Here is a 20,276-nt window from a genome sequence, read left to right as displayed (position 1 = left end):
CGCACTTGCCGCCTTGCATCAGCGCAAAAGCTATAGGGAAAACCGACCCACACCTGAGCTGCCGTTGAAAAAGTTAAATGATGATGTGGGGATTTCTCCGCTAGCAGCAAAGCCACGATGTACGCCCTAATAATCACCAGGGTGCATTTTAAAGGCTAATCCTTATCACGTGCCGGATGCCGTGCTCTTATCATTGCTCGTAATTGTTGGTGCGTCACCCGCAGTAACTCTGCGGCGCAGCGTTTGCAGCACGCGCTTAGTTGTTCAATCCTCATCACGTGCCTGAATGCCGTGCTTTTTCATCATGGCGCGCAGTTGATGGTAGGTAACGCGCAGCAGTTCGGCGGCGCGGCGTTGGTTGTATTTAGCCTGTAGTAAACTGGCTTCGACCAAATCGCGCTCCTGCTGGTTTTGCCACTGACGCAGATCGAGTGGCAGGGCGGGTAAGCAGCTGGTGCTGGGATCGGGGATTATTTCGGGCGGGGCGCTGCGCGGAGCGAACGGGTTAATGATGATATTATCCAGTTCTTCTTCAGCGCTGTGATGGCGATACACCGAGCGTTCCACCACATTCTTCAATTCACGCACGTTGCCCGGCCAGTTGTGGGTGAGCAGCGTGAGCTGAGCGCGCTCGCTGAAACCGGGGAATAACGGCAGGCCGAGCTCGCGACACATCTGAATAGCAAAATGCTCGGCCATCACCAGAATGTCACTGCGGCGTTCACGCAACGGCGGCAGTTGCACCACGTCAAAGGCGAGACGATCGAGCAGGTCGGCGCGGAATTTTCCTGCCGCGGCCAGCGCGGGTAAATCTTCATTGGTGGCACACACCAGACGCACATTGACCTGCAACGACTGATTGCCGCCCACACGTTCCAGCTGTCCGTATTCAATGACGCGTAGCAACTTTTCCTGAACCAGCATCGGCGCGGTCGCCAGCTCATCGAGGAATAAGGTGCCGGCATCAGCGCGCTCAAAGCGACCAAGATGACGTTTTTGCGCCCCGGTAAACGCCCCGGCTTCATGACCGAACAGTTCGGAATCCAGCAGGTTTTCATTGAGCGCCGCGCAGTTAAGCGACACAAAGGGCCCTTGCCAGCGATCGGAGAGATAATGCAGGCGGCTGGCAATCAACTCTTTACCGGTTCCGCGCTCGCCAATCACCAGCACCGGTTTTTCCAGCGGCGCGAGACGCGAGACCTGTTCTAACACCTCAAGAAAGTTATTCGACTCGCCTAACAGATTATCGTTGCCGTTTGCCATGATGAATTTCGCCACTGGTTAATCAATTTCACTACCTTAATGGATGCCTGCGCGAATGTAAAATATGCAAACTGTTTAAAATCAATATATTAAAAGTTGGCACGGCATTTGTATTAAGAAACCGTGCACCGCACAACCACATGACAAATAGAGGAACATCATTATGGGTATTTTTTCTCGTTTCGCCGACATCGTGAACGCTAACATTAATTCCCTGCTGGAACGCGCCGAAGATCCGCAGAAACTGGTACGCCTGATGATTCAGGAAATGGAAGACACGCTGGTGGAAGTTCGCTCCACCTCAGCGCGCGCGCTGGCTGAAAAGAAACAGCTGCTGCGCCGTATCGAGCAGGCCGAAATTCAGCAGGCTGAATGGCAGGAAAAAGCCGAACTGGCTATCAGCAAAGAAAAAGAAGACTTAGCGCGTTCTGCGCTGATTGAAAAACAGAAACTGACCGATTTGATTGCAGCACTCAAGCAGGAAGCGACTCAGGTGGAAGAGACGCTTGATCGGATGAAAGGTGAGATTGGTGAGCTGGAGAAAAAACTCAGCGAAACCCGTGCACGCCAGCAGGCGCTGACGCTGCGCCATCAGGCGGCATCTTCTTCCCGCGATGTGCGCCGTCAACTGGACAGTGGCAAACTGGATGATGCGATGGCGCGTTTTGAGTCCTTTGAACGTCGTATCGACCATATGGAAGCGGAAGCGGAAAGTCAGCGTTTTGGTAAGCCAAAAGGCCTCGACCAGGAGTTTGCCGAGCTGAAAGCCGATGACGAAATCAGCCAGCAGCTGGCCGCGCTGAAAGCCAAAATGAACCGCAGCGAGTGAAGGGTGTGGGGCTCGACGCTGAGCCCCTCGACCAGAGTGTTAATGATTAAGGAGAGTCAATGAGCGCACTTTTTCTCGCCATACCCCTGACGATCTTCGTGCTCTTCGTAGCGCCGATCTGGTTATGGCTGCACTACAGCAACAAACGCAACGGTGGCGCGGAGTTGTCGTCAGGCGATATGCAGCGTCTGCAACAGTTGACGCAAGACGCGCGTCGCATGCGTGAACGTGTGGAAGCACTCGAAGCCATTCTGGATGCAGAGCATCCAGGCTGGAGGCAACCATGATGAATGGCCGCAAGCTGTGGCGTATCCCGCAGCAGGGCAAGGTTCGCGGCGTTTGTGCCGGTCTGGCGGAGTATCTTGATATTCCGGTGCGACTGTTGCGTGTGATTGTGGTGCTATCGCTGTTCCTCGGGCTGTTTATGTTTACCGTGGTGGCGTATTTCATTCTTGGCTTTGTGCTGGACGAAAAGCCGGCTGATGCACCTGACCAGCACATGCCTACTGCTCGAGATTTGTTGGATGAGCTGGAAACATCGTTGAAAAGTGATGAGCGTAACGTGCGAGATATTGAACGCTACGTCACCTCTGAGACCTTCAGCGTGCGCAGTCGCTTCCGTCAAATCTGATTTTTTTCGCCGGACCCATTGCGGGTCCGCTTCACCGCATATTCTTAAGGAGTGGACATGTACAATCCGCGTATCACTGCTCTGCGCCGCCGCGCGACACCTGCGTTGAAGTCGGCGGGGAAATTTATCATTATCAGTGCAGTAACCTATGGGCCCGGCGGCTTGGCTGGCTGGGCAGTAAAATCGGTGGCGCGTCGCCCGTTGCGCCTGTTACTGGCGGCCGCCCTGGAACCGTTGCTGAGTAAGGTATTTAATCGCCTGTCAGCACGTTTCATCAGGGAAAACGATGAAAAGACTGCAAAATGAATTGTCGGCGTTGATGAACCGCGGTGTTGACCGCCATCTGCGCCTCGCAGTAACCGGCCTGAGCCGCAGCGGGAAAACCGCCTTTATCACCTCACTGGTGAACCAACTTCTTAATGTTCACAGCGGCGCCCGATTGCCGCTGTTTTCCGTGGTGCGCGAAGAGCGTCTGCTGGGCGTTAAACGTGTGCCGCAGCGTGAACTGGGGACGCCACGTTTTACCTATGATGAAGGTTTGGCACAACTTTACGGTACGCCTCCCGTCTGGCCAACGCCGACGCGTGGTGTCAGCGAAATGCGTCTTGCGCTGCGTTATCGTCCTGAGCAATCACTGCTGCGCCACTTCAAAGATACCGCCACGCTGTATCTTGAAATCGTTGATTATCCCGGTGAATGGCTGCTCGATCTGCCGATGCTGGCGCACGATTACCTCAGCTGGTCACGACAGATGATGGGTTTACTGCAGGGCGATCGCCAGCAGTGGGCAGCGCGCTGGCACAGTCTGTCAAAGGATCTCGATCCTTTTGCAACAGCGGATGAAAATCGTCTCGCGGAGATTGCTGCTGCCTGGACGGATTATCTGCATCAGTGCAAAACCGAGGGGTTGCACTTTATTCAGCCAGGCCGCTTTGTGCTGCCGGGCGATATGGCAGGCGCCCCGGCGCTGCAGTTCTTCCCGTGGCCACAGGTGGATGAGATTCACGCCAGCAAGCTGTTGCAGGCCCCCGCAGGCAGTAACTTTGCCGTGCTGCAGCAACGCTTTAACTACTACTGCCAGCACGTGGTGAAAGGTTTCTACAAAAATTATTTTCTGCGATTTGATCGCCAGATCGTGCTGGTGGATTGTTTGCAGCCGTTAAACAGCGGACCGCAAGCGTTCAATGATATGCGGCTGGCACTCACGCAGTTGATGCAGAGCTTCCATTATGGGCAGCGCACGCTGTTCCGTCGTCTGTTTTCCCCGGTGATCGATAAGTTGCTGTTTGCCGCTACCAAAGCCGACCATATCACGTCCGATCAGCACGCCAATATGGTGTCGCTGTTACAGCAATTGGTTCAGGATGCCTGGCAAAACGCGGCGTTTGAAGGAATCAGCATGGATTGCCTTGGACTGGCATCGGTGCAGGCCACAGAAAGTGGGCTGGTGGATCATCGTGGTGAGAAAATGCCAGCACTGCGCGGCCATCGTCTTAATGATGGTGAAGCACTGACCTTTTATCCCGGCGAAGTGCCGCCACGTTTGCCCGGACATCAGTTCTGGCAGCAGCAAGGATTTCAGTTTGAACAGTTCCAGCCGCAGCAGTTGGATGTCGATCGGCCGCTGCCGCACATTCGCATGGATGCCGCGCTGGAATTTTTACTTGGAGATAAATTGCGATGAGCGACGAAACCCCTATAAAACCGCGCATTGATTTTGCCCGTCCGCTGGAAGCTGATGCGCAACCACCGCTGCGTGCGGCACACACCTTCAGTGAGGAAAGCGAGGGCGCGTTTCTTGCTACACCAGAGTCGGAGCCGCTGGCAGAGGGCGAAGGCGAAAAGGTGGTTGAGGCCGCGCTGCGCCCCAAACGCAGTTTATGGCGCAAGATGGTGGGGGCGGGGCTGGGAATTTTTGGTATCAGCGTGGTCGCGCAGGGCGCTCAGTGGATGCATGATGCCTGGATTACGCGCGATTGGTTTTCACTCGGCACCGGCGTGGCTGGAGGTCTGATTGTGATTGCCGGAGCCGGGGCATTAATCGGCGAATGGCGTCGTCTTTACCGACTGCGCCAGCGAGCCGAGGAGCGCGATATCGGGCGGGAATTACTGCACAGCCACGGTATCGGTAAAGGCCGCGCTTTTTGCGAAAAGCTGGCTCAGCAGGCGCAGCTCGATCAGGCACACCCGGCTCTGCAGCGCTGGCACGCGGCGCTGCATGAAACCCATAACGATCGCGAAATTGTGATGCTTTACGCCCAGCTGGTGCAACCGGTACTGGATCGTCAGGCGCATCGCGAGATCAGCCGCCACGCAGCAGAATCCACGCTGATGATCGCGGTGAGCCCGTTGGCGCTGGTGGACATGGCATTTATTGCCTGGCGCAACCTGCGGCTGGTTAATCGTATTGCGGCTATTTATGGCATTGAGTTGGGCTATTTCAGCCGCATCCGCCTGTTTCGCCTGGTATTGCTGAACATGGCTTTTGCCGGTGCCTCCGAGCTGGTACGTGAAGTGGGGATGGACTGGATGTCGCAGGACATCGCGGCACGCCTCTCGGCGCGCGCCGCTCAGGGCATTGGCGCCGGTTTACTGACCGCGCGACTAGGCATCAAAGCCATGGAATTGTGTCGTCCGCTGCCATGGCTGGAAGATGATAAGCCGCGTCTCGGGGATTTCCGTCGGGAATTACTGGTTCAGCTGAAAGAATCCCTGTCTAAGAGTGGGGGTAAACCAGGGCAGGCTGCTAAATAATCTCTCTTTGTTCACCTTTCACGCTGCAAACCGGGTGAAAGGTGAAATTATCTTTGTTAAATGTGATATTTGGCGGGATTATTAGGGGTCGTTCCGCTACACTTCTTCGCGTCACCTGCCTCAAACTGTCAACTTTTCATGACAGCCCCCTTCTGAGGCGCTGCAAGTTAGCGTATTATCACTAAAATCAAAACCTGACTAAGGCTCATCGCAATGCGTTTGGAAGTTTTCTGCCAGGACCGCATCGGTCTGGCGCGCGAGCTACTCGACCTGCTGGTTGCGCGCAACATCGACCTGCGCGGTATTGAAATTGCGCCGCTCGGTCGCATCTATCTCAACTTTTCTGCCCTTGAATTCGAACCCTTCAGTACGCTGATGGCGGAAATCCGTCGTACACCTGGCGTAACAGATGTGCGCACTGTGAGCTACATGCCCTCTGAGCGTGAACATCGCGCGTTAAGTGCATTACTGATCGCTATGCCGGAACCGGTGTTCTCAATCGACCTTAGATGCAAAGTGGAACTCGCCAATCCGGCAGCGCAAAACCTGTTCAATCTTGATGAACAGAAACTGCGTAACCAAAACGCCGCGACCCTGATCACCGGTTTCAACTTCCAGCGCTGGATCGAGAATGAGCGTGTGGAAGCACAGGCACATCACGTTGTGATTCAGGGGCGTGATTTCCTGATGGAAGCGCGACCAATTTATCTGGCGGAAGAAGAAGGGCAGAGCGATCAGCCGGTGGGCGCAATGATCACGCTGAAATCCACCGCCCGCATGGGCCGTCAGTTGCAAAATCTCACCGTGACGGATGAGTCTGAATTCGACCACATCGTGGCGGTGACGCCGAAAATGCGTCAGGTGATCGATCAGGCACGTAAACTGGCAATGCATGATGCGCCGCTGCTGATTGTGGGCGATACCGGCACCGGCAAAGACATGCTGGCGCGTGCCTGCCATTTACGCAGCGCACGCGGTAAGAAGCCCTTCCTGGCACTCAACTGTGCCTCCTTACCGGATGATGTGGCTGAGAGCGAACTCTTTGGTCACGCGGCTGGGGCTTACCCGAATGCGCTGGAAGGCAAGAAAGGCTTCTTTGAACAGGCCAACGGCGGCTCAGTGCTGCTGGATGAAATCGGTGAGATGTCGCCGCGCATGCAGACAAAGCTGCTGCGTTTCCTCAACGATGGCACTTTCCGTCGCGTGGGTGAAGAACATGAAGTGCATGTGGATGTGCGCGTCATTTGTGCCACGCAGAAGAACCTGATTGAGCTGGTGCAGCGTGGCGAGTTCCGCGAAGATCTGTTTTATCGCCTCAATGTGCTGACGCTGAATTTGCCGCCTTTGCGTGAACGCCCACTGGACATTCTGCCGCTGACGGAGATGTTTGTGGCACGCTTTGCCGATGAGCAGGGTCTGCCGCGTCCGCGTCTGTCCGCGCAGCTGACACCGTTCCTGACGCGCTATAACTGGCCAGGTAATGTGCGACAGCTGAAAAATGCGCTCTACCGCGCTCTGACGCAGCTAGAAGGGTACGAGTTGCGTCCTCAGGACATCATTCTGCCCGAGCAGGCATTAGATGTGACGCTAGGCGAGGAAGCGATGGAAGGTTCGCTGGATGACATCACCAGCCGCTTCGAACGTTCGGTCCTGACGCGGCTCTATTTGTCTTATCCAAGTACGCGCAAACTGGCGAAACGCCTTGGTGTATCACATACCGCGATTGCCAATAAATTGCGTGAATACGGGCTGGGTCAAAAGCGCGGTGAAAGCGAGTAATTTCATAGCGCTCATCTTACTGCCATAAAAAAGGGCGCACTTCGTGAAGTGCGCCCTTATCACATCAAAAATGCTTACTTCAGTGCAGCCAGCGCCGCATCGTAGTTTGGCTCTTCGGTGATTTCGTTCACCAATTCGCTGTAAATCACTTTGTCGTTTTCATCCAGCACCACCACAGCACGTGCAGTCAGGCCTTTCAGTGGGCCATCGGCAATCGCCACACCGTAATCTTCTTTGAACTCAGCACCGCGCAGAGCCGACAGCGTAACCACATTGCTCACGTTCTCTGCACCACAGAAACGTGACTGGGCAAAAGGCAGGTCAGCAGAGATGCACAGCACCACGGTATTATCCGCTTCACCTGAACGCTCGTTAAATTTACGAACCGATGAGGCGCATACGCCGGTATCAATGCTTGGGAAAATGTTCAGAACTTTGCGTTTACCTGCATACTGAGAAAGGGATACGTCACTAAGATCTTTAGCCACCAGATTGAAAGGTTTAGCTTGTTCGCCTGCTTGCGGGAAGTGACCTGCAACCGGGACCGGGTTACCCTGGAAGTGAACATTCTGAGACATACGATTTCCTTTTTAGCGAAGAATAAGTCTGGCATTAAGCCTACCAGAGCAGATATAGCGTTTGTTTATGACATAATTTTGAAGGGTTTACGAGCGCATTTCGTAGTGAAAACCGAGGCGGCTCGCATTTAAGCTGCGGATTTAAGGAGAAATAATGAGAACAGTGAAGAGTTATCCGGAAGCCTGGCCGTTGCATTCGCCGTTTGTTATTTCACGCGGCAGTCGAACGGAAGCCCATGTCGTGGTGGTGGAAATCGAACAGGACGGACTTAAAGGCGTCGGTGAAGCCACGCCCTATGCACGCTACGGGGAGAATGAAGCTTCGGTGATGCAGCAAATCGCAAGTCAACTGCCCGCAATACAAAACGGCATGACGCGTACAGCGTTACAGCAGGCATTACCCGCGGGTGCCGCGCGTAATGCCCTGGACTGTGCTTTGTGGGACCTGGAGCGTCAGCAGCAGGGCAAAACGTTGCAGGCGCTGTGCGACGTACAGTTGGCGGAGGAGATTGCCACTGCGCACACCATCAGTATTGATACGCCAGACGCCATGGCCAGCAGTGCGCTGGCGCTGTGGCAGCATGGCGCCACTCTGCTGAAAATCAAACTTGATAACCACCTGATCAGCGAGCGCCTGGTGGCGATTCGCACCGCTGTTCCCGAAGCCACTTTGATTGTCGATGCCAATGAGTCATGGCATGCAGAGGGGTTGGCGGCACGCTGCCAATTGCTGGCGGATCTCAACGTCGCCATGCTAGAGCAACCGCTGCCTGCAGCAGAAGACGCCGCGCTGGAGAATTTTGTGCACCCATTGCCCATCTGCGCTGACGAGAGTTGTCATACACGGGACCAGTTGCCGCAGTTAAAAGGGCGCTATGAGATGGTGAACATCAAGCTGGATAAAACCGGCGGATTGACGGAGGCTCTGGCGCTGGCAAAAGAGGCACGTCAGCAAGGGTTTGCGGTGATGCTCGGCTGTATGCTGTGTACTTCGCGTGCGATCCGCGCGGCGTTACCGCTGACACCGATCGCAAAATTTGCCGATCTTGACGGCCCCACCTGGCTGGCTGCCGATGTTGAGCCGTCGCTGCATTTCTCACACGGCGTGCTTAAGCCTGCGGCTGCCAGCGCAGCAGGTTAATCATCGCATCAAGATAAACTTCGGTGGCTTCATCCACCGAAATAGGCGGCATCTCGGCAGTAATGCACAACAAGCCGAGATCGTCGCACCAGCTGCCAAAAGAGCCTGGCGTGGCATACCCGACGCTGCTTACCACCGGTAATTGGGTTTGTTCCGCCAGCCACTGCGCGAGGTGACTGTGGTGCGGATCGTCAATGCAGGCCAGAGGTTCATGCCAGGAAACGACCCAGCGCGGCTTGATTTGGTGGATTAGCTGGCACAGCGCGCGCGTTTCCGGCTCGGAAGCGGGGCTGCTGCCCGTCGACAACACCACATCACGCTCATCCGCCGCGCTGTTCCAGCGATATACCGTGTCGCCATTTTGCCAGTTGGCGGCCGGGAAATTGCGGTTGAGATCGACACCGTTCGCATTGGCACGCAGCCCCAACTGGCAACCATCGGGATTCACCGCCAGCACCACATGATGGCGACGCAGCGACTCAGGCAGCGTACGCATCGCACCGGATAAGGTCGCGATGGCGGCATTTTCATCACCGTGCGTGCCGGCAATAATCAATCCGCTGTCGGCATCGGCCGCCGGGGCCGGAAACCACAGCAACGGTGCACCGAGCACCGATTGCCCATATTGTTGCCAGACCGCGTCGAGTTTGCCGCGCAGCGTACGGGGATGATGTGACGACATGACATTCCTCTCTGAAATCGTGCAAAAGAGCCTGAATCGGGTTGGCGTTCAGGATTAAAAATGTGACCGATAATTCAGCCTCAACATAACGGTAAACAGCAGACAGGGAAATAGCTATATATCAATCAGCAATTTGCGATAGAGTCACCAAAGACGCTGGCGACGCAGACCTCTTCGCAGTCGCCATTTTTTTGGGTAAAGGAGTGGTGATGACATTAACTTTCCGCAAGACGCTGGCCGTCGTAATGATTGCTGGCGTTTTCTCACCGGTGTTCGCCGCAAATGTACCAGCGGGCGCACAGTTAGCGCCGACACAGGAAATTGTTCGCCATATCAAAGACGAACCCGCCTCGCTAGATCCGATGAAAGCCGTGGGCCTGCCGGAAATTCAGGTGATGCGCGATCTGTTCGAAGGGCTGACCAATCAGGACGCACACGGCAAAATCGTGCCGGGCGTGGCCGAAAGCTGGCATAGCAACGACAACAAAACCTGGATTTTCACGCTGCGTAAAGATGCGCGCTGGTCTAATGGCGAACCGGTCACCGCGCAGGATTTTGTCTATAGCTGGCAACGCCTGGTCGAACCCAAAAACAGTTCTCCCTTTGCGTGGTTTGCCGCGCTAAGTGGCATCGAAAACGCGGATGCCATTACGAAAGGGCAAATGAGTGCCGATAAGCTGGGTGTCACAGCCACCGATGCCAATCATCTGAAGGTGACATTGTCACGCCCAGTGCCGTGGTTCCCGAGCATGGTGGCGAATGCCGCGATGTATCCGGTGCCGCAAAAGGTGATTGAGCAAAATCCTGATAGCTGGACGGCACCTGGTAAATTAGTGGGCAACGGGGCCTATCAATTGCAGGACCGTGTGGTGAACGAAAAAATCGTGTTGGTGCGTAATCAACACTACTGGGATAACAGCCACTCTGTCCTGACCAAAGTGACCTTCATCCCTATTAACGAAGAGTCCAGCGCCACAAAACGTTACCGCGCGGGCGATATCGATATCACCGAATCCTTCCCGAAAAATATGTATGCGCTGCTGAAAAAAGAGCTGCCGGGCCAGGTGTATACGCCGGATCAGCTGGGCACCTATTACTACGCCTTTAACACGGAAAAGGGTCCAACCGCCGATGTGCGCGTGCGTAAAGCGCTGTCATGGAGTATCGATCGCCGCATCATCGCTGAGAAAGTGTTAGGAACGGGGGAAAAACCGGCCTGGCACTTTACACCGGACGTCACCGCAGGGTTTACGCCACAGCAAAGTTATCTGCAACAGCACAGCCAGCAGGAGTTGAACGCACAGGCAAAAGCGCTGCTGACTTCCGCTGGCTACGGTCCTGGCAAACCGCTGCATTTGACGCTGCTGTACAACACCTCGGAAAGCCATCAGAAGATCGCGATCGCCGTGGCCTCAATGTGGAAGAAAAATCTTGGTGTTGACGTTACGCTGCAAAACCAGGAGTGGAAGACCTACATTGACAGCCGTAACAGCGGTAGCTTTGACGTGATTCGCGCGTCATGGGTCGGGGATTACAATGAGCCTTCCACTTTCCTGAGTCTGCTGACCTCAACACACACTGGTAATATCGCCCGTTTTCACAGCGCGGATTATGATGCGGTGCTGAATAAGGCCAGTATGGAAACCAGCGTGGCTGCGCGGAACACCGACTACAACAAAGCGGAGCAGATCATTGCCGATCAGGCGCCTATCGCACCGATCTATCAATACACCAACGGACGTCTAATCAAGCCGTTTGTGAAAGGATATCCAATCACTAACCCGGAAGATGTCGCCTACAGCCGCGAGCTGTGGATCGAAAAGCATTGATTTAACCGCGTACATCAGCAGAGCGGCGTGATTGAGTGCGTGCTTCTTAACCGGTTCAACGGGTAAGGAGGCGCATTCCATTGCACCGCGGCTGCTCATGTTTCTCTGGCGCTAGCCGCTTCCTTGTCATCTTTGCTCACAGCCTGATGATTGCAACTCGTCTGCGCCACGCTAGACTGTATCGTATTGATTTTGATAGTGAGGCGAGTCAGTGAACGTCATTGAAGGAAAAGCATTAAAAGTTTCGGATGCGATTATCTCCTGCCAGTTGGATGGTAAAGGCGGAGTTATCCCGATTGAAGATAAAGATGTCATCAACTGTGAACGTCCGTGCTGGCTGCATCTGAACTACACGCAACGCCAAAGTGCCGAGTGGCTGCAAAATACCCCTTTGATCCCCGATTCCGTGCGCGATGCGTTAGCGGGCGACAGCATGCGTCCTCGCGTGACGCGCTTAGGCGACGGTTTTATGATTGTGCTGCGCAGCGTCAATCACAACGCCGATTCACGACCTGATCAACTCGTTGCCATGCGCGTGTTTATCAACGACAAAGTGATTGTTTCTACGCGCCGTCGCAAAGTCTACGCCATTGATGAAGTGCTGGCCGATTTGCAAAACGGCAATGGTCCGGTGGATGGCGGCAGCTGGCTGGTGGATGTTTGTGATGCGCTCACCGATCACGCCAGCGAGTTTATCGAAGAAATGCACGATAAAATCATTGAGCTGGAAGATGCGTTAATGGATCAGCAGGTGCCTGCACGCGGTGAACTGGCGCTGCTGCGGAAACAGCTCATTGTAATGCGCCGTTATATGGCGCCGCAGCGTGACGTTTATGCCCGACTGGCGAGTGAAAAGCTGCCGTGGATGAATGATGACGATCGCCGCCGTATGCAGGACGTGGCCGATCGTCTGGGGCGCGGGCTGGACGATCTGAATGCTGGCGTGGCGCGTACCGGCATTCTGGCCGATGAAGTCGCGTCTTTGCTGGCTGAATCAATGAACCGCCGTACCTATACCATGTCGCTGATGGCGATGATTTTCCTGCCTGCCACTTTCCTGACCGGTTTATTTGGCGTCAACCTTGGCGGTATTCCCGGTGGTAGCTGGCCGCTGGGCTTTACGGCTTTCTGCGTGTTGCTGCTGGTGATGGTAGTGGGCGTGGCGATATGGCTCAAACGGCGTAACTGGTTGTAGTGTAAGTACTACGTTATAAAGCGTAAACCCGCTGTTAAATAAGATGCCACAAGTAGAAAAGCGGGAAAAACCTGATCGATATCAATAAGTGGATCACCTAACAGGGGCAAACTCTCTCTCGCAGGTGAATGCAACGTCAAGCGATGGGCGTTGCGCTCCATATTGTCTTACTTCCTTTTTTAGAATTACTGCATAGCACATTTGATTCGTACAACGCCGGCTAATCCGCCGGCTTTTTTTTTGCCCGCTTGGCTTGGTCGCTTTTCCTTTCCTATGCTTAAAGGACATTCAGCGACAAGGAGCAGGGCATGCAAGCATTTATTGCCAGCGAACCTATCCCAACCGATCCGCCACCGATTCCAGAGCCGATTCCTCATCCGCAGCCGATTCCGGAACCGGATCCTCCACACGATCCTGAGTTTCCGCCCATTATCGATCCACCTCCGCATCGGTAATAAAAAAGGCGCAGAGCCGAAGCGCTGCGCCTTAATTTGAATCACTGATGATTACTTAATTTCTAGCACATCCAGGCGCACGCTTGATGCGGATGCATCCTCTTCTTCCGGCTGCCAGCCAGCGGGTTTGACCGGCAGGGTTTCGCGATCGAAGCCAATATCACCGCCGTCGACCACTTCATCACCGTGTTGAATGCCTTTAAAGTCGAACAAATTAATGTCCGCCATGTGCGATGGCACGATGTTCTGCATCGCGCTGAACATGGTTTCAATACGGCCAGGATAACGTTTATCCCAATCGCGCAGCATATCGGCAACGACCTGACGCTGCAGGTTCGGCTGTGATCCGCACAGGTTGCACGGAATGATCGGATACTGACGCGCTTCGGCAAAGCGAATGATGTCTTTTTCGCGACAATAGGCCAGCGGACGAATGACGATATGCTTGCCATCATCACTCATCAATTTCGGTGGCATGCCTTTCATTTTGCCGCCGTAGAACATGTTCAGAAACATTGTCTGCAGGATATCGTCGCGATGATGGCCCAGCGCAATCTTGGTACAGCCCAATTCGGTGGCGGTGCGGTAAAGAATCCCGCGACGCAAACGTGAACAGAGCGAACAGGTGGTCTTGCCTTCCGGAATCTTCTCTTTAACGATGGAGTAAGTATCTTCGTCAACGATCTTATACTCGACACCCTGTTCTTCCAGATACGCGGGCAGAATGTGCGCCGGGAATCCTGGCTGTTTCTGGTCGAGATTGACCGCCACCAGTGAGAAGTTCACCGGCGCGCTCTTCTGCAAATTGCGCAAAATTTCCAGCATGGTGTAGCTGTCTTTACCACCTGACAGGCAAACCATGATGCGATCGCCTTCTTCAATCATGTTGAAATCAGCAATGGCTTCGCCCACGTTACGACGCAGACGCTTCTGAAGCTTGTTCAGGTTATATTGTTCTTTCTTCGTTACTTCTTGATTTATATCGATCATTTTGGATTTTGCATTGCTTAAGGGGCACCTAAAGGGCAACACGCCCTAGGTAGTGGCGATGAGCGTCTATAAGCGAATCATTGAACATATAGTACGTTTTACTTTGACAGTTGTCAGTCATAATTACATGATGTTGACATCTTGCCTGAGCGATAAACCTCGAGTAAATTCTAGTCAATTGTCTTTTATGAAGCACAATTCTCAAATTGATGAAATAATCATCGCTCATCAGACAAACGGAATTCTAACTGCAATTATTCTTATTGCTCAATTTTTTTCATTTGAATACTTATCAAGGATTTACATATGAATGATAAAGATCATAAGGACATGGTAAGAAAATTAAAAAAAAGCTTTGCTAATGGAGAGTTTGAATCCTTTATTACTCATGTCAGATTTCCTTATTTCAAAAATTTAGAACGTAATGCAAGGATTGATTTTCAATTTCCGATAACTGTATTGGTTGGGCAAAATGGAACCAACAAAAGTTCAGTAATCAAAGCGCTGTTTGGATGCCCAAATGGTAAAAACATTACTCGATATTGGTTTACAACTGAAACAGACGTATTTCCTGAATTGCAACTTACAGATGGCTCATCTTTAAAACCTAGATATATATATGGTTATAAAAATGAATTTGATAAAGAGGTTGAAATTCTGCAGACTCGGGTAAATGCTACTAAACAAACTTTGGATTATTGGGAGACGAGCAGGCCGTTGGTAGGTGATGACATGGAGAGCCAAGCCGAAGTTGCATTGAAAACGGGCAATGCTACTAGATTTAATAAAATTAGAAAACCATTGGTATTTCTAGACTTTAGATCCGAACTAAGTGCTTATGATAGATGCATGTATCATTCTGATTATAAGGTGCGGAAGAAAAAAAGTGGGAAGTTAATTACCAAGCAAGAGTTTATAAGAGGGAAGTCTAAATATATTAAAAAAGCTTTCGATGAAAATCTTAAGTCATTAAAGTTGTGGAATAAAGAAACAATTGTTAGAAATATCACTTTAAATCCAAAGATGATTGAAGCAGTATCTTATGTTTTAGGTCGTGATTATCAAAACATAAGATTCCTGGAGCATCGGTTTTGGGGCGCTAGAGGTGGTACTGCTTTATTATCCACAGATCAACTGAGCTATACAGAAGCATATGCAGGTAGTGGTGAGTTTGCAGTGGTTTCTCTAATTATCAGTCTTTTTAATGCAAAGCCTAATTCCCTTGTTTTGTTAGACGAGCCAGAAGTGTCATTACATCCAGGGGCTCAGAAAAGAGCAATGGAAATTATTTTCGAAATAGTCTCCGAAAAGAAACATCAGGTTGTTATTTCAACACACTCTCCAACTATAGTGAATTTCTTACCTAAGGAATCCATCAAGCTTTTTATATATGATTTGAAAACTGAAACATCTAAAATTGCACAAAATATTTCTGCAGACGAAGCGTTTGTCGAACTTGGCCATGATTTGTCATGTAGAACGATAATTACAGAGGATAAAATTGCGGCAGAATTAGTTAAACGCGCCATAAGGAATGATGAACGGTTAAGGAAATCATTCAACATCATATATATACCTGGTGGTGCAGAAACTATTTTAAGCAAGCATTTGCCGACTTATTCTTTAGTTGACAGGAAGGATATTTTATTTCTACTCGATGGTGATAAGAACAAGAAATTAAAACCGAAGAAAATTGAAGAGATTTCTGATCGAGACTTAGTAACAACAATGAAGCAGTATTTTGACTGTGAACTTACAGTTAATGCAAGTGGAAACAGGGATGGGGTAAATAAAGACGAGCTTAAAAAGAGTCAGCGTGCAGTGCTGGAATATGCTTTCAAAAAAGTTCATTATTTACCTGTGAACACTCCTGAAGAGTTTTTAATATCAGAATGTGAAAATCAACAATATTTATCTATAATCAATGAAAATGAATGGGATTTAGAAGATAAAGATGTCAATAAAAACAAAATAGAATTCTTAAGCCAGAAAATTATAGGTAAAGAAAAAGATGAAATATCAGGCGCAGATGTGTTTGCTGTTCAAAACATTTTGCTCACAACAATTGATTATGAACATGTGGTTTTCAAGCAGATTAGAAAGTCGCTGGCACAAGCTTTAGACCGTGGTATTATTGAATAGATTTCGAAGTGCAGAGGACAATAAAATGAATAAAATCAAAGTGTTCGATTTTTTTTCAGGTTGCGGCGGAACAAGTCAAGGTTTTCATCAGGCTGGTTTTGATGTGGTTTTTGGGCTCGATTTTGATGCAGACGCAGCCGCTTCATTCAGTGAAAATTTTCCAAACTCAACATTTATTAATGCAGACATCAGAAGTGTAGATGAAGACATATTAGCAAGATTTAAAGAGCAAGTAGCAGAAAATTGTCCAGTGCTTTTTTCAGGTTGTGCACCATGTCAACCATACTCAAGACAAAACTCTAATAAAAAGAATGATGATCCTAGATTAGACCTCTTGAAAGAGTTTGCACGATTCGTCAAAAAAAATGTTCCAGATTTCGTTTTTGTTGAGAATGTACCTGGTATGCAAAAATTTGACAAAAGCGAAGGCACTTTTAATGATTTTCTGAAAACGCTAAGTTACCTTGGTTATAATTTTGACTATAAGGTTCTACCCGCTTCTTGGTTTGGAGTGCCTCAAACTAGGGAACGTCTGGTTTTATTAGCTGCAAAAGATTATGAGGTGTCTTTGCCTGAAAAAACTCATGGTGATGGCAAAAATCCTTATTCAACAGTTAGAGAATGGATTAGCCATCTACCGCCCATTGGGGCGGGAGAGAGTCACGCTCATATTAAAGACCATATTGCGGCAAAACTATCTGAAAAAAACCTCCAACGCATTCAATGTACCCCTGAAGGTGGTGGGAGGGAGTCATGGCCAGCACATTTATTACTTGAATGCCATAAGAAGCACAAAGGTCATACTGATGTATATGGGCGTTTAAGTTGGGACAAACCGGCAAGCGGATTAACCACTAAGTGTATTAGCTATTCAAATGGGCGTTTTGGACATCCAGACCAAAACAGGGCTTTGACTGTTCGTGAAGCTGCGTGTTTACAAACATTTCCTGATCATTATAAATTTGTAGGAGGAATGCAATCTAAAGCAAGACAAATTGGCAATGCTGTACCGCCAAAAATGTCAGAAGCAATAGGAAAGCACATTCTCCAATTGGTTGAAAAAAATAAAAATAAATATGAGTAGATAAGACTTGGGATTTTTAAGAGTTTTCGAGCCTTAACTATAGAGTCTTTTACTCAAGTTTCTAATGGCGCTGTGCTTCAAAATACCAATTTGCTGTTAAGCATATCAACCTGCTCACCATTCATCTCTTCAATCCATGTCGCGTAGATTTCAAACACCATCTGCGCGTTCTCATGCCCCATCTGATTCGCTATGAATGACGGGTTAGCGCCAGCTGACAGAAGCCAGCAGGCAAAAGTATGTCGCGTATGGTACGGATTACGGCGACGAATTCCAGCACGTTTTACAGCGGCTTCCCAGCGCGCGCCAATGCTTGATAAGGAATATCCCGGTTTTTGCTTTCCGTTCTTCACTCGCGGGATAAAAACGAAACGCACTTTCTGCTTTTCCGTCTTACCATACTCACGATGATGGATCACAATTGTAGTCTTAGGTTGATGCTCAGAGAGGGGACGTTGTGCCTTTAACGCATCAATTGCGGGTTGCAGAAGCTTTATCAAGCGGATGCCGGCACGCGTTTTGGGCGGACCATAAAGCCCCATGGAAGTCAGGTTGCGGCGTACGTGAATCGTCCCATTCTCGAAATCTACATCCTCCCAGGCGAGTGCGGCCAGCTCACCATGGCGAACGCCAGAGAAAATGGCGAATTTCCACATGTTCTGGCTTTGTCCCGTTTCGCTTTGCATCAGCAGATCAAACTCTGCCCTGGAAAGAGGATCAGGCTTAGGTCGGGACTTTTGCAGCTTCTTAATACCCTCGAATGGTTTATTTTTGATGAAACCCGAGATATAGGCAAAGCGAAGAATCGAATTTAGGAGGGAGATATAGTTATCTACCGAACGCACGGAGCGGCCGATCCTGTTGGAACGGTTATTGTGGTTGTATAAAGTTGTGCCGTTCAGAAGTTCAAGGCGGTAATTCAGGATGTCGCTGTGTCTTATGGCAGATATGGGCGTGTCAGCATTTACGATGTGCAATAACGTCTTCAGCTGCGATTTGGTTTTACGCATGGTGTTGGCGGTCAGTTCCGTTTCTTTAATTCTGACCCAGGCATCGCACAGCTCACCCATCGTATTTATCGAGAGTGTGGTAACGACCTTGCGCGCTCTAAGCGATGAGGGGAAGCGTCTGTGGTAATCGAATTCTCCTAAGTTAATTTCACTGACAATAATGGCGCGAAGACTACCGGCTTTTTTGATATTGGCTGGCGTGTTCGTCCAGCCTTTCAGAGGCTCCCGGCATCTTTTACCACGGTACATAAACCAGATGCAGAGACTTTTACCTCTGATTTCCACGCCGGTAGGTAAAGCAGCCATTATCATGAATCCTGAATAAATTTGTTAATCCGGGGATAGTTGTACCAGGTTGTCCCGCGCTTACTCGCATGATTGCCTTTCGGCGAAACGCGTTTGAAATGGACACCTTCTATCCAACACTCCTGACGATAATTTTCAATCTGACGGCTTCCAAGCCCGGTGCGTTCAGTGAGTTTCTTTTCTACTACCCACTCTTCATTAAATACGATCTGAGTCATACGATATCTCAATGGATTTTTGATATTTGCCATTACCCGCAGCAACTAGCATTAAGGAAAAGTGATTTGGGGAAGGGAGGACAAAAAGGCCGCTATTATCCCCCGGAATGAAAAAATTCAGAAATGAGTAAAGGAAGATGAGTCAGTTGTGTTCTGAATATCAATAGAAAATTTAGGATTATATCTAATGCAGTAAACATCATATCCAGCCAGCCCATTCTCCTTAGTGATCAGCAAATCTGCTGTGGTATTCACTACCACAGGCAATAACGCCTATCCTTAAAACTGGAGGTGCTTATGTGTGGACGATTTGCGCAGTACAGCAGCAGAGACGAGTATTTTGAATCCCTTGGGCTGACGCCTGAGGAAATTCTCTATGATCCGGAGCCGATAGGGCGGTTTAACGTTGCCCCGGGGACTAAGGTATTGCTGCTCAACGAAAGAGAAGGCGAGTTGCACTTTGATCCGGTTTACTGGGGCTACGGTCCCGAATGGTGGGACAAGCAGCCGCTCATCAACGCCCGCGGTGAAACCGCTGCAACGGGGCGCATGTTCAAACCGCTCTGGAACCATGGCCGTGCCATTGTGCCTGCTGATGCCTGGTACGAATGGAAACGGGACGGGGAAAAGAAACAGCCCTACCTGATTTATCACAAGAAGAAAGAACCCCTGTTCTTCGCCGCCATCGGTAAAGCGCCTTACGATAAAGACCATGGAAATGAGGGGTTCGTCATCGTAACTGCCGCCAGCAACAAAGGCATGGTGGATATCCATGACAGGCGGCCACTGGTCCTGACGGCTGATGCTGTATGCGAATGGTTAAGCAAAGGAACCACGCCTGAGCGAGCGCAGGAAATCGCGCATGATGCCGCTCTGCCAGAAAAGGAATTTACCTGGCATCCTGTTACAACCCGAGTCGGTAACGTTCACAATCAGGGTGCTACGCTTATCAGACAGATTGAAACAGGCTAACGCCGGAGAGGGGATGCTAAAGCGAGCAGCAGAAATAGACATAGGTCCAGATCACATCATCATTGAAAGGCGTTATCGCGCGCTGGGGGCATTCAATGACCTGCTCATCGCGTTATGGTTTTTAACGGGTAGCATTTTCTTCTTTTATGAGTCAATGATGACAGACGGTACCTGGCTGTTTGTTGCCGGGAGCTTGCAGTTACTTCTCCGGCCAGCAATCACACTGATTGAACTGATACATGTTGATCGAGTGCGCAAGCGTACTTACTGAGCCACATTGTTATACTGGCGACAAGAGTTGCAGAATAAAGGGAGCGTTTTTAATAAAAAAATGATATTGATCCGCAACCTTACCTGCATAAAATTAATTTACCTGACAGGTTTTTTCAAATCCAGTTCAATCATTCATTTTGCTGGT

At 50.5% G+C, this 20,276-nt stretch carries 21 protein-coding genes; 15 read left to right on the top strand and 6 right to left on the bottom strand.

The window, feature by feature from the left end; translation table 11 throughout:
* Positions 1-264: 264 nt before the first annotated feature.
* Complete coding sequence (gene pspF, locus LBW88_RS05140) at positions 265-1,263, bottom strand: phage shock protein operon transcriptional activator (protein WP_224931932.1); 999 nt, start codon at positions 1,261-1,263, stop codon at positions 265-267.
* Positions 1,264-1,426: 163 nt separating this feature from the next.
* Between pspF and pspA the strand changes: the two genes are divergently transcribed.
* From pspA to tyrR, 7 genes are all read left to right on the top strand, one after another.
* A complete protein-coding gene (pspA, locus tag LBW88_RS05135; RefSeq protein ID WP_224931934.1) occupies positions 1,427-2,092 on the top strand; it encodes a phage shock protein PspA in 666 nt (221 codons plus the stop codon).
* 59 nt (positions 2,093-2,151) lie between these two features.
* Positions 2,152-2,379, top strand: coding sequence for an envelope stress response membrane protein PspB (pspB, locus tag LBW88_RS05130; RefSeq protein WP_224931936.1), 228 nt, complete (start codon positions 2,152-2,154; stop codon positions 2,377-2,379).
* Positions 2,376-2,723, top strand: coding sequence for an envelope stress response membrane protein PspC (gene pspC / locus LBW88_RS05125; RefSeq protein WP_224931938.1), 348 nt, complete (start codon positions 2,376-2,378; stop codon positions 2,721-2,723). The genes pspB and pspC overlap by 4 nt, the downstream gene beginning before the upstream one ends.
* A 57-nt stretch (positions 2,724-2,780) precedes the next feature.
* Positions 2,781-3,029 carry a phage shock protein PspD gene (gene pspD, locus LBW88_RS05120; RefSeq protein ID WP_224931939.1) on the top strand — a complete coding sequence of 83 codons (249 nt, stop codon included), beginning with the start codon at positions 2,781-2,783 and terminating at the stop codon, positions 3,027-3,029.
* Positions 3,010-4,407, top strand: a complete 1,398-nt coding sequence (locus LBW88_RS05115; RefSeq protein WP_224931940.1) for a YcjX family protein — start codon at positions 3,010-3,012, stop codon at positions 4,405-4,407. Before pspD ends, LBW88_RS05115 begins: the two co-directional genes overlap by 20 nt.
* Complete coding sequence (locus LBW88_RS05110; protein ID WP_224931941.1) at positions 4,404-5,477, top strand: YcjF family protein; 1,074 nt, start codon at positions 4,404-4,406, stop codon at positions 5,475-5,477. Before LBW88_RS05115 ends, LBW88_RS05110 begins: the two co-directional genes overlap by 4 nt.
* Before the next feature lie 213 nt (positions 5,478-5,690).
* Positions 5,691-7,256: a transcriptional regulator TyrR gene (tyrR, locus tag LBW88_RS05105; RefSeq protein ID WP_224931942.1), complete on the top strand. Its 1,566-nt coding sequence runs from the start codon at positions 5,691-5,693 to the stop codon at positions 7,254-7,256.
* A gap of 74 nt (positions 7,257-7,330) precedes the next feature.
* Here the strand turns inward: tyrR and tpx are convergent, their stop codons facing one another.
* On the bottom strand, positions 7,331-7,834 hold the full coding sequence (gene tpx / locus LBW88_RS05100) for a thiol peroxidase (protein ID WP_224931943.1): 504 nt from the start codon (positions 7,832-7,834) through the stop codon (positions 7,331-7,333).
* 154 nt (positions 7,835-7,988) lie between these two features.
* Between tpx and ycjG the strand changes: the two genes are divergently transcribed.
* A complete protein-coding gene (gene ycjG / locus LBW88_RS05095) occupies positions 7,989-8,975 on the top strand; it encodes an L-Ala-D/L-Glu epimerase (RefSeq protein WP_224931944.1) in 987 nt (328 codons plus the stop codon).
* On the opposite strand, the gene mpaA is transcribed toward ycjG, so the two are convergent.
* On the bottom strand, positions 8,944-9,657 hold the full coding sequence (gene mpaA / locus LBW88_RS05090) for a murein tripeptide amidase MpaA (RefSeq protein WP_224931945.1): 714 nt from the start codon (positions 9,655-9,657) through the stop codon (positions 8,944-8,946). The two genes, ycjG and mpaA, sit on opposite strands and share 32 nt — an antisense overlap.
* A gap of 209 nt (positions 9,658-9,866) precedes the next feature.
* Between mpaA and LBW88_RS05085 the strand changes: the two genes are divergently transcribed.
* From LBW88_RS05085 to LBW88_RS05075, 3 genes are all read left to right on the top strand, one after another.
* The gene (locus LBW88_RS05085; protein ID WP_224931947.1) at positions 9,867-11,486 is read left to right on the top strand and encodes a peptide ABC transporter substrate-binding protein; all 1,620 of its coding nucleotides are present in this window, start codon (positions 9,867-9,869) and stop codon (positions 11,484-11,486) included.
* Positions 11,487-11,697: 211 nt separating this feature from the next.
* Positions 11,698-12,681 (top strand): zinc transporter ZntB, encoded by a 984-nt coding sequence (gene zntB / locus LBW88_RS05080; protein ID WP_034821343.1) that lies wholly within the window; start codon positions 11,698-11,700, stop codon positions 12,679-12,681.
* A gap of 308 nt (positions 12,682-12,989) precedes the next feature.
* Positions 12,990-13,136: a hypothetical protein gene (locus LBW88_RS05075; RefSeq protein ID WP_224931949.1), complete on the top strand. Its 147-nt coding sequence runs from the start codon at positions 12,990-12,992 to the stop codon at positions 13,134-13,136.
* 51 nt (positions 13,137-13,187) lie between these two features.
* On the opposite strand, the gene ttcA is transcribed toward LBW88_RS05075, so the two are convergent.
* Positions 13,188-14,126 carry a tRNA 2-thiocytidine(32) synthetase TtcA gene (gene ttcA, locus LBW88_RS05070; RefSeq protein ID WP_224931951.1) on the bottom strand — a complete coding sequence of 313 codons (939 nt, stop codon included), beginning with the start codon at positions 14,124-14,126 and terminating at the stop codon, positions 13,188-13,190.
* Positions 14,127-14,432: 306 nt separating this feature from the next.
* Between ttcA and LBW88_RS05065 the strand changes: the two genes are divergently transcribed.
* Both LBW88_RS05065 and LBW88_RS05060 read left to right on the top strand, forming a co-directional pair.
* Positions 14,433-16,268: an ATP-dependent nuclease gene (locus LBW88_RS05065; RefSeq protein ID WP_224931953.1), complete on the top strand. Its 1,836-nt coding sequence runs from the start codon at positions 14,433-14,435 to the stop codon at positions 16,266-16,268.
* Between the two features lie 25 nt (positions 16,269-16,293).
* Positions 16,294-17,352: a DNA cytosine methyltransferase gene (locus LBW88_RS05060; RefSeq protein ID WP_224931955.1), complete on the top strand. Its 1,059-nt coding sequence runs from the start codon at positions 16,294-16,296 to the stop codon at positions 17,350-17,352.
* A 77-nt stretch (positions 17,353-17,429) separates the two neighbouring features.
* Here the strand turns inward: LBW88_RS05060 and LBW88_RS05055 are convergent, their stop codons facing one another.
* Positions 17,430-18,668, bottom strand: a complete 1,239-nt coding sequence (locus LBW88_RS05055) for a site-specific integrase (protein WP_224931957.1) — start codon at positions 18,666-18,668, stop codon at positions 17,430-17,432.
* A gap of 2 nt (positions 18,669-18,670) precedes the next feature.
* The gene (xisR, locus tag LBW88_RS05050; RefSeq protein WP_224931959.1) at positions 18,671-18,886 is read right to left on the bottom strand and encodes an excisionase family protein; all 216 of its coding nucleotides are present in this window, start codon (positions 18,884-18,886) and stop codon (positions 18,671-18,673) included.
* 297 nt (positions 18,887-19,183) lie between these two features.
* Here xisR and LBW88_RS05045 point away from each other — a divergent pair, with 297 nt between their 5' ends.
* Positions 19,184-19,858 carry an SOS response-associated peptidase family protein gene (locus LBW88_RS05045; RefSeq protein WP_224931961.1) on the top strand — a complete coding sequence of 225 codons (675 nt, stop codon included), beginning with the start codon at positions 19,184-19,186 and terminating at the stop codon, positions 19,856-19,858.
* Positions 19,859-19,871: 13 nt separating this feature from the next.
* Positions 19,872-20,129 (top strand): YrhK family protein, encoded by a 258-nt coding sequence (locus tag LBW88_RS05040; protein WP_224931963.1) that lies wholly within the window; start codon positions 19,872-19,874, stop codon positions 20,127-20,129.
* Positions 20,130-20,276: the final 147 nt, after the last annotated feature.

Source organism: Pantoea sp. alder81, assembly GCF_020179835.1.
Taxonomy (GTDB): domain Bacteria; phylum Pseudomonadota; class Gammaproteobacteria; order Enterobacterales; family Enterobacteriaceae; genus Pantoea.
Note: the sequence above shows the minus strand (reverse complement) of the source record. Positions and strands in the feature narration are given on the sequence as shown.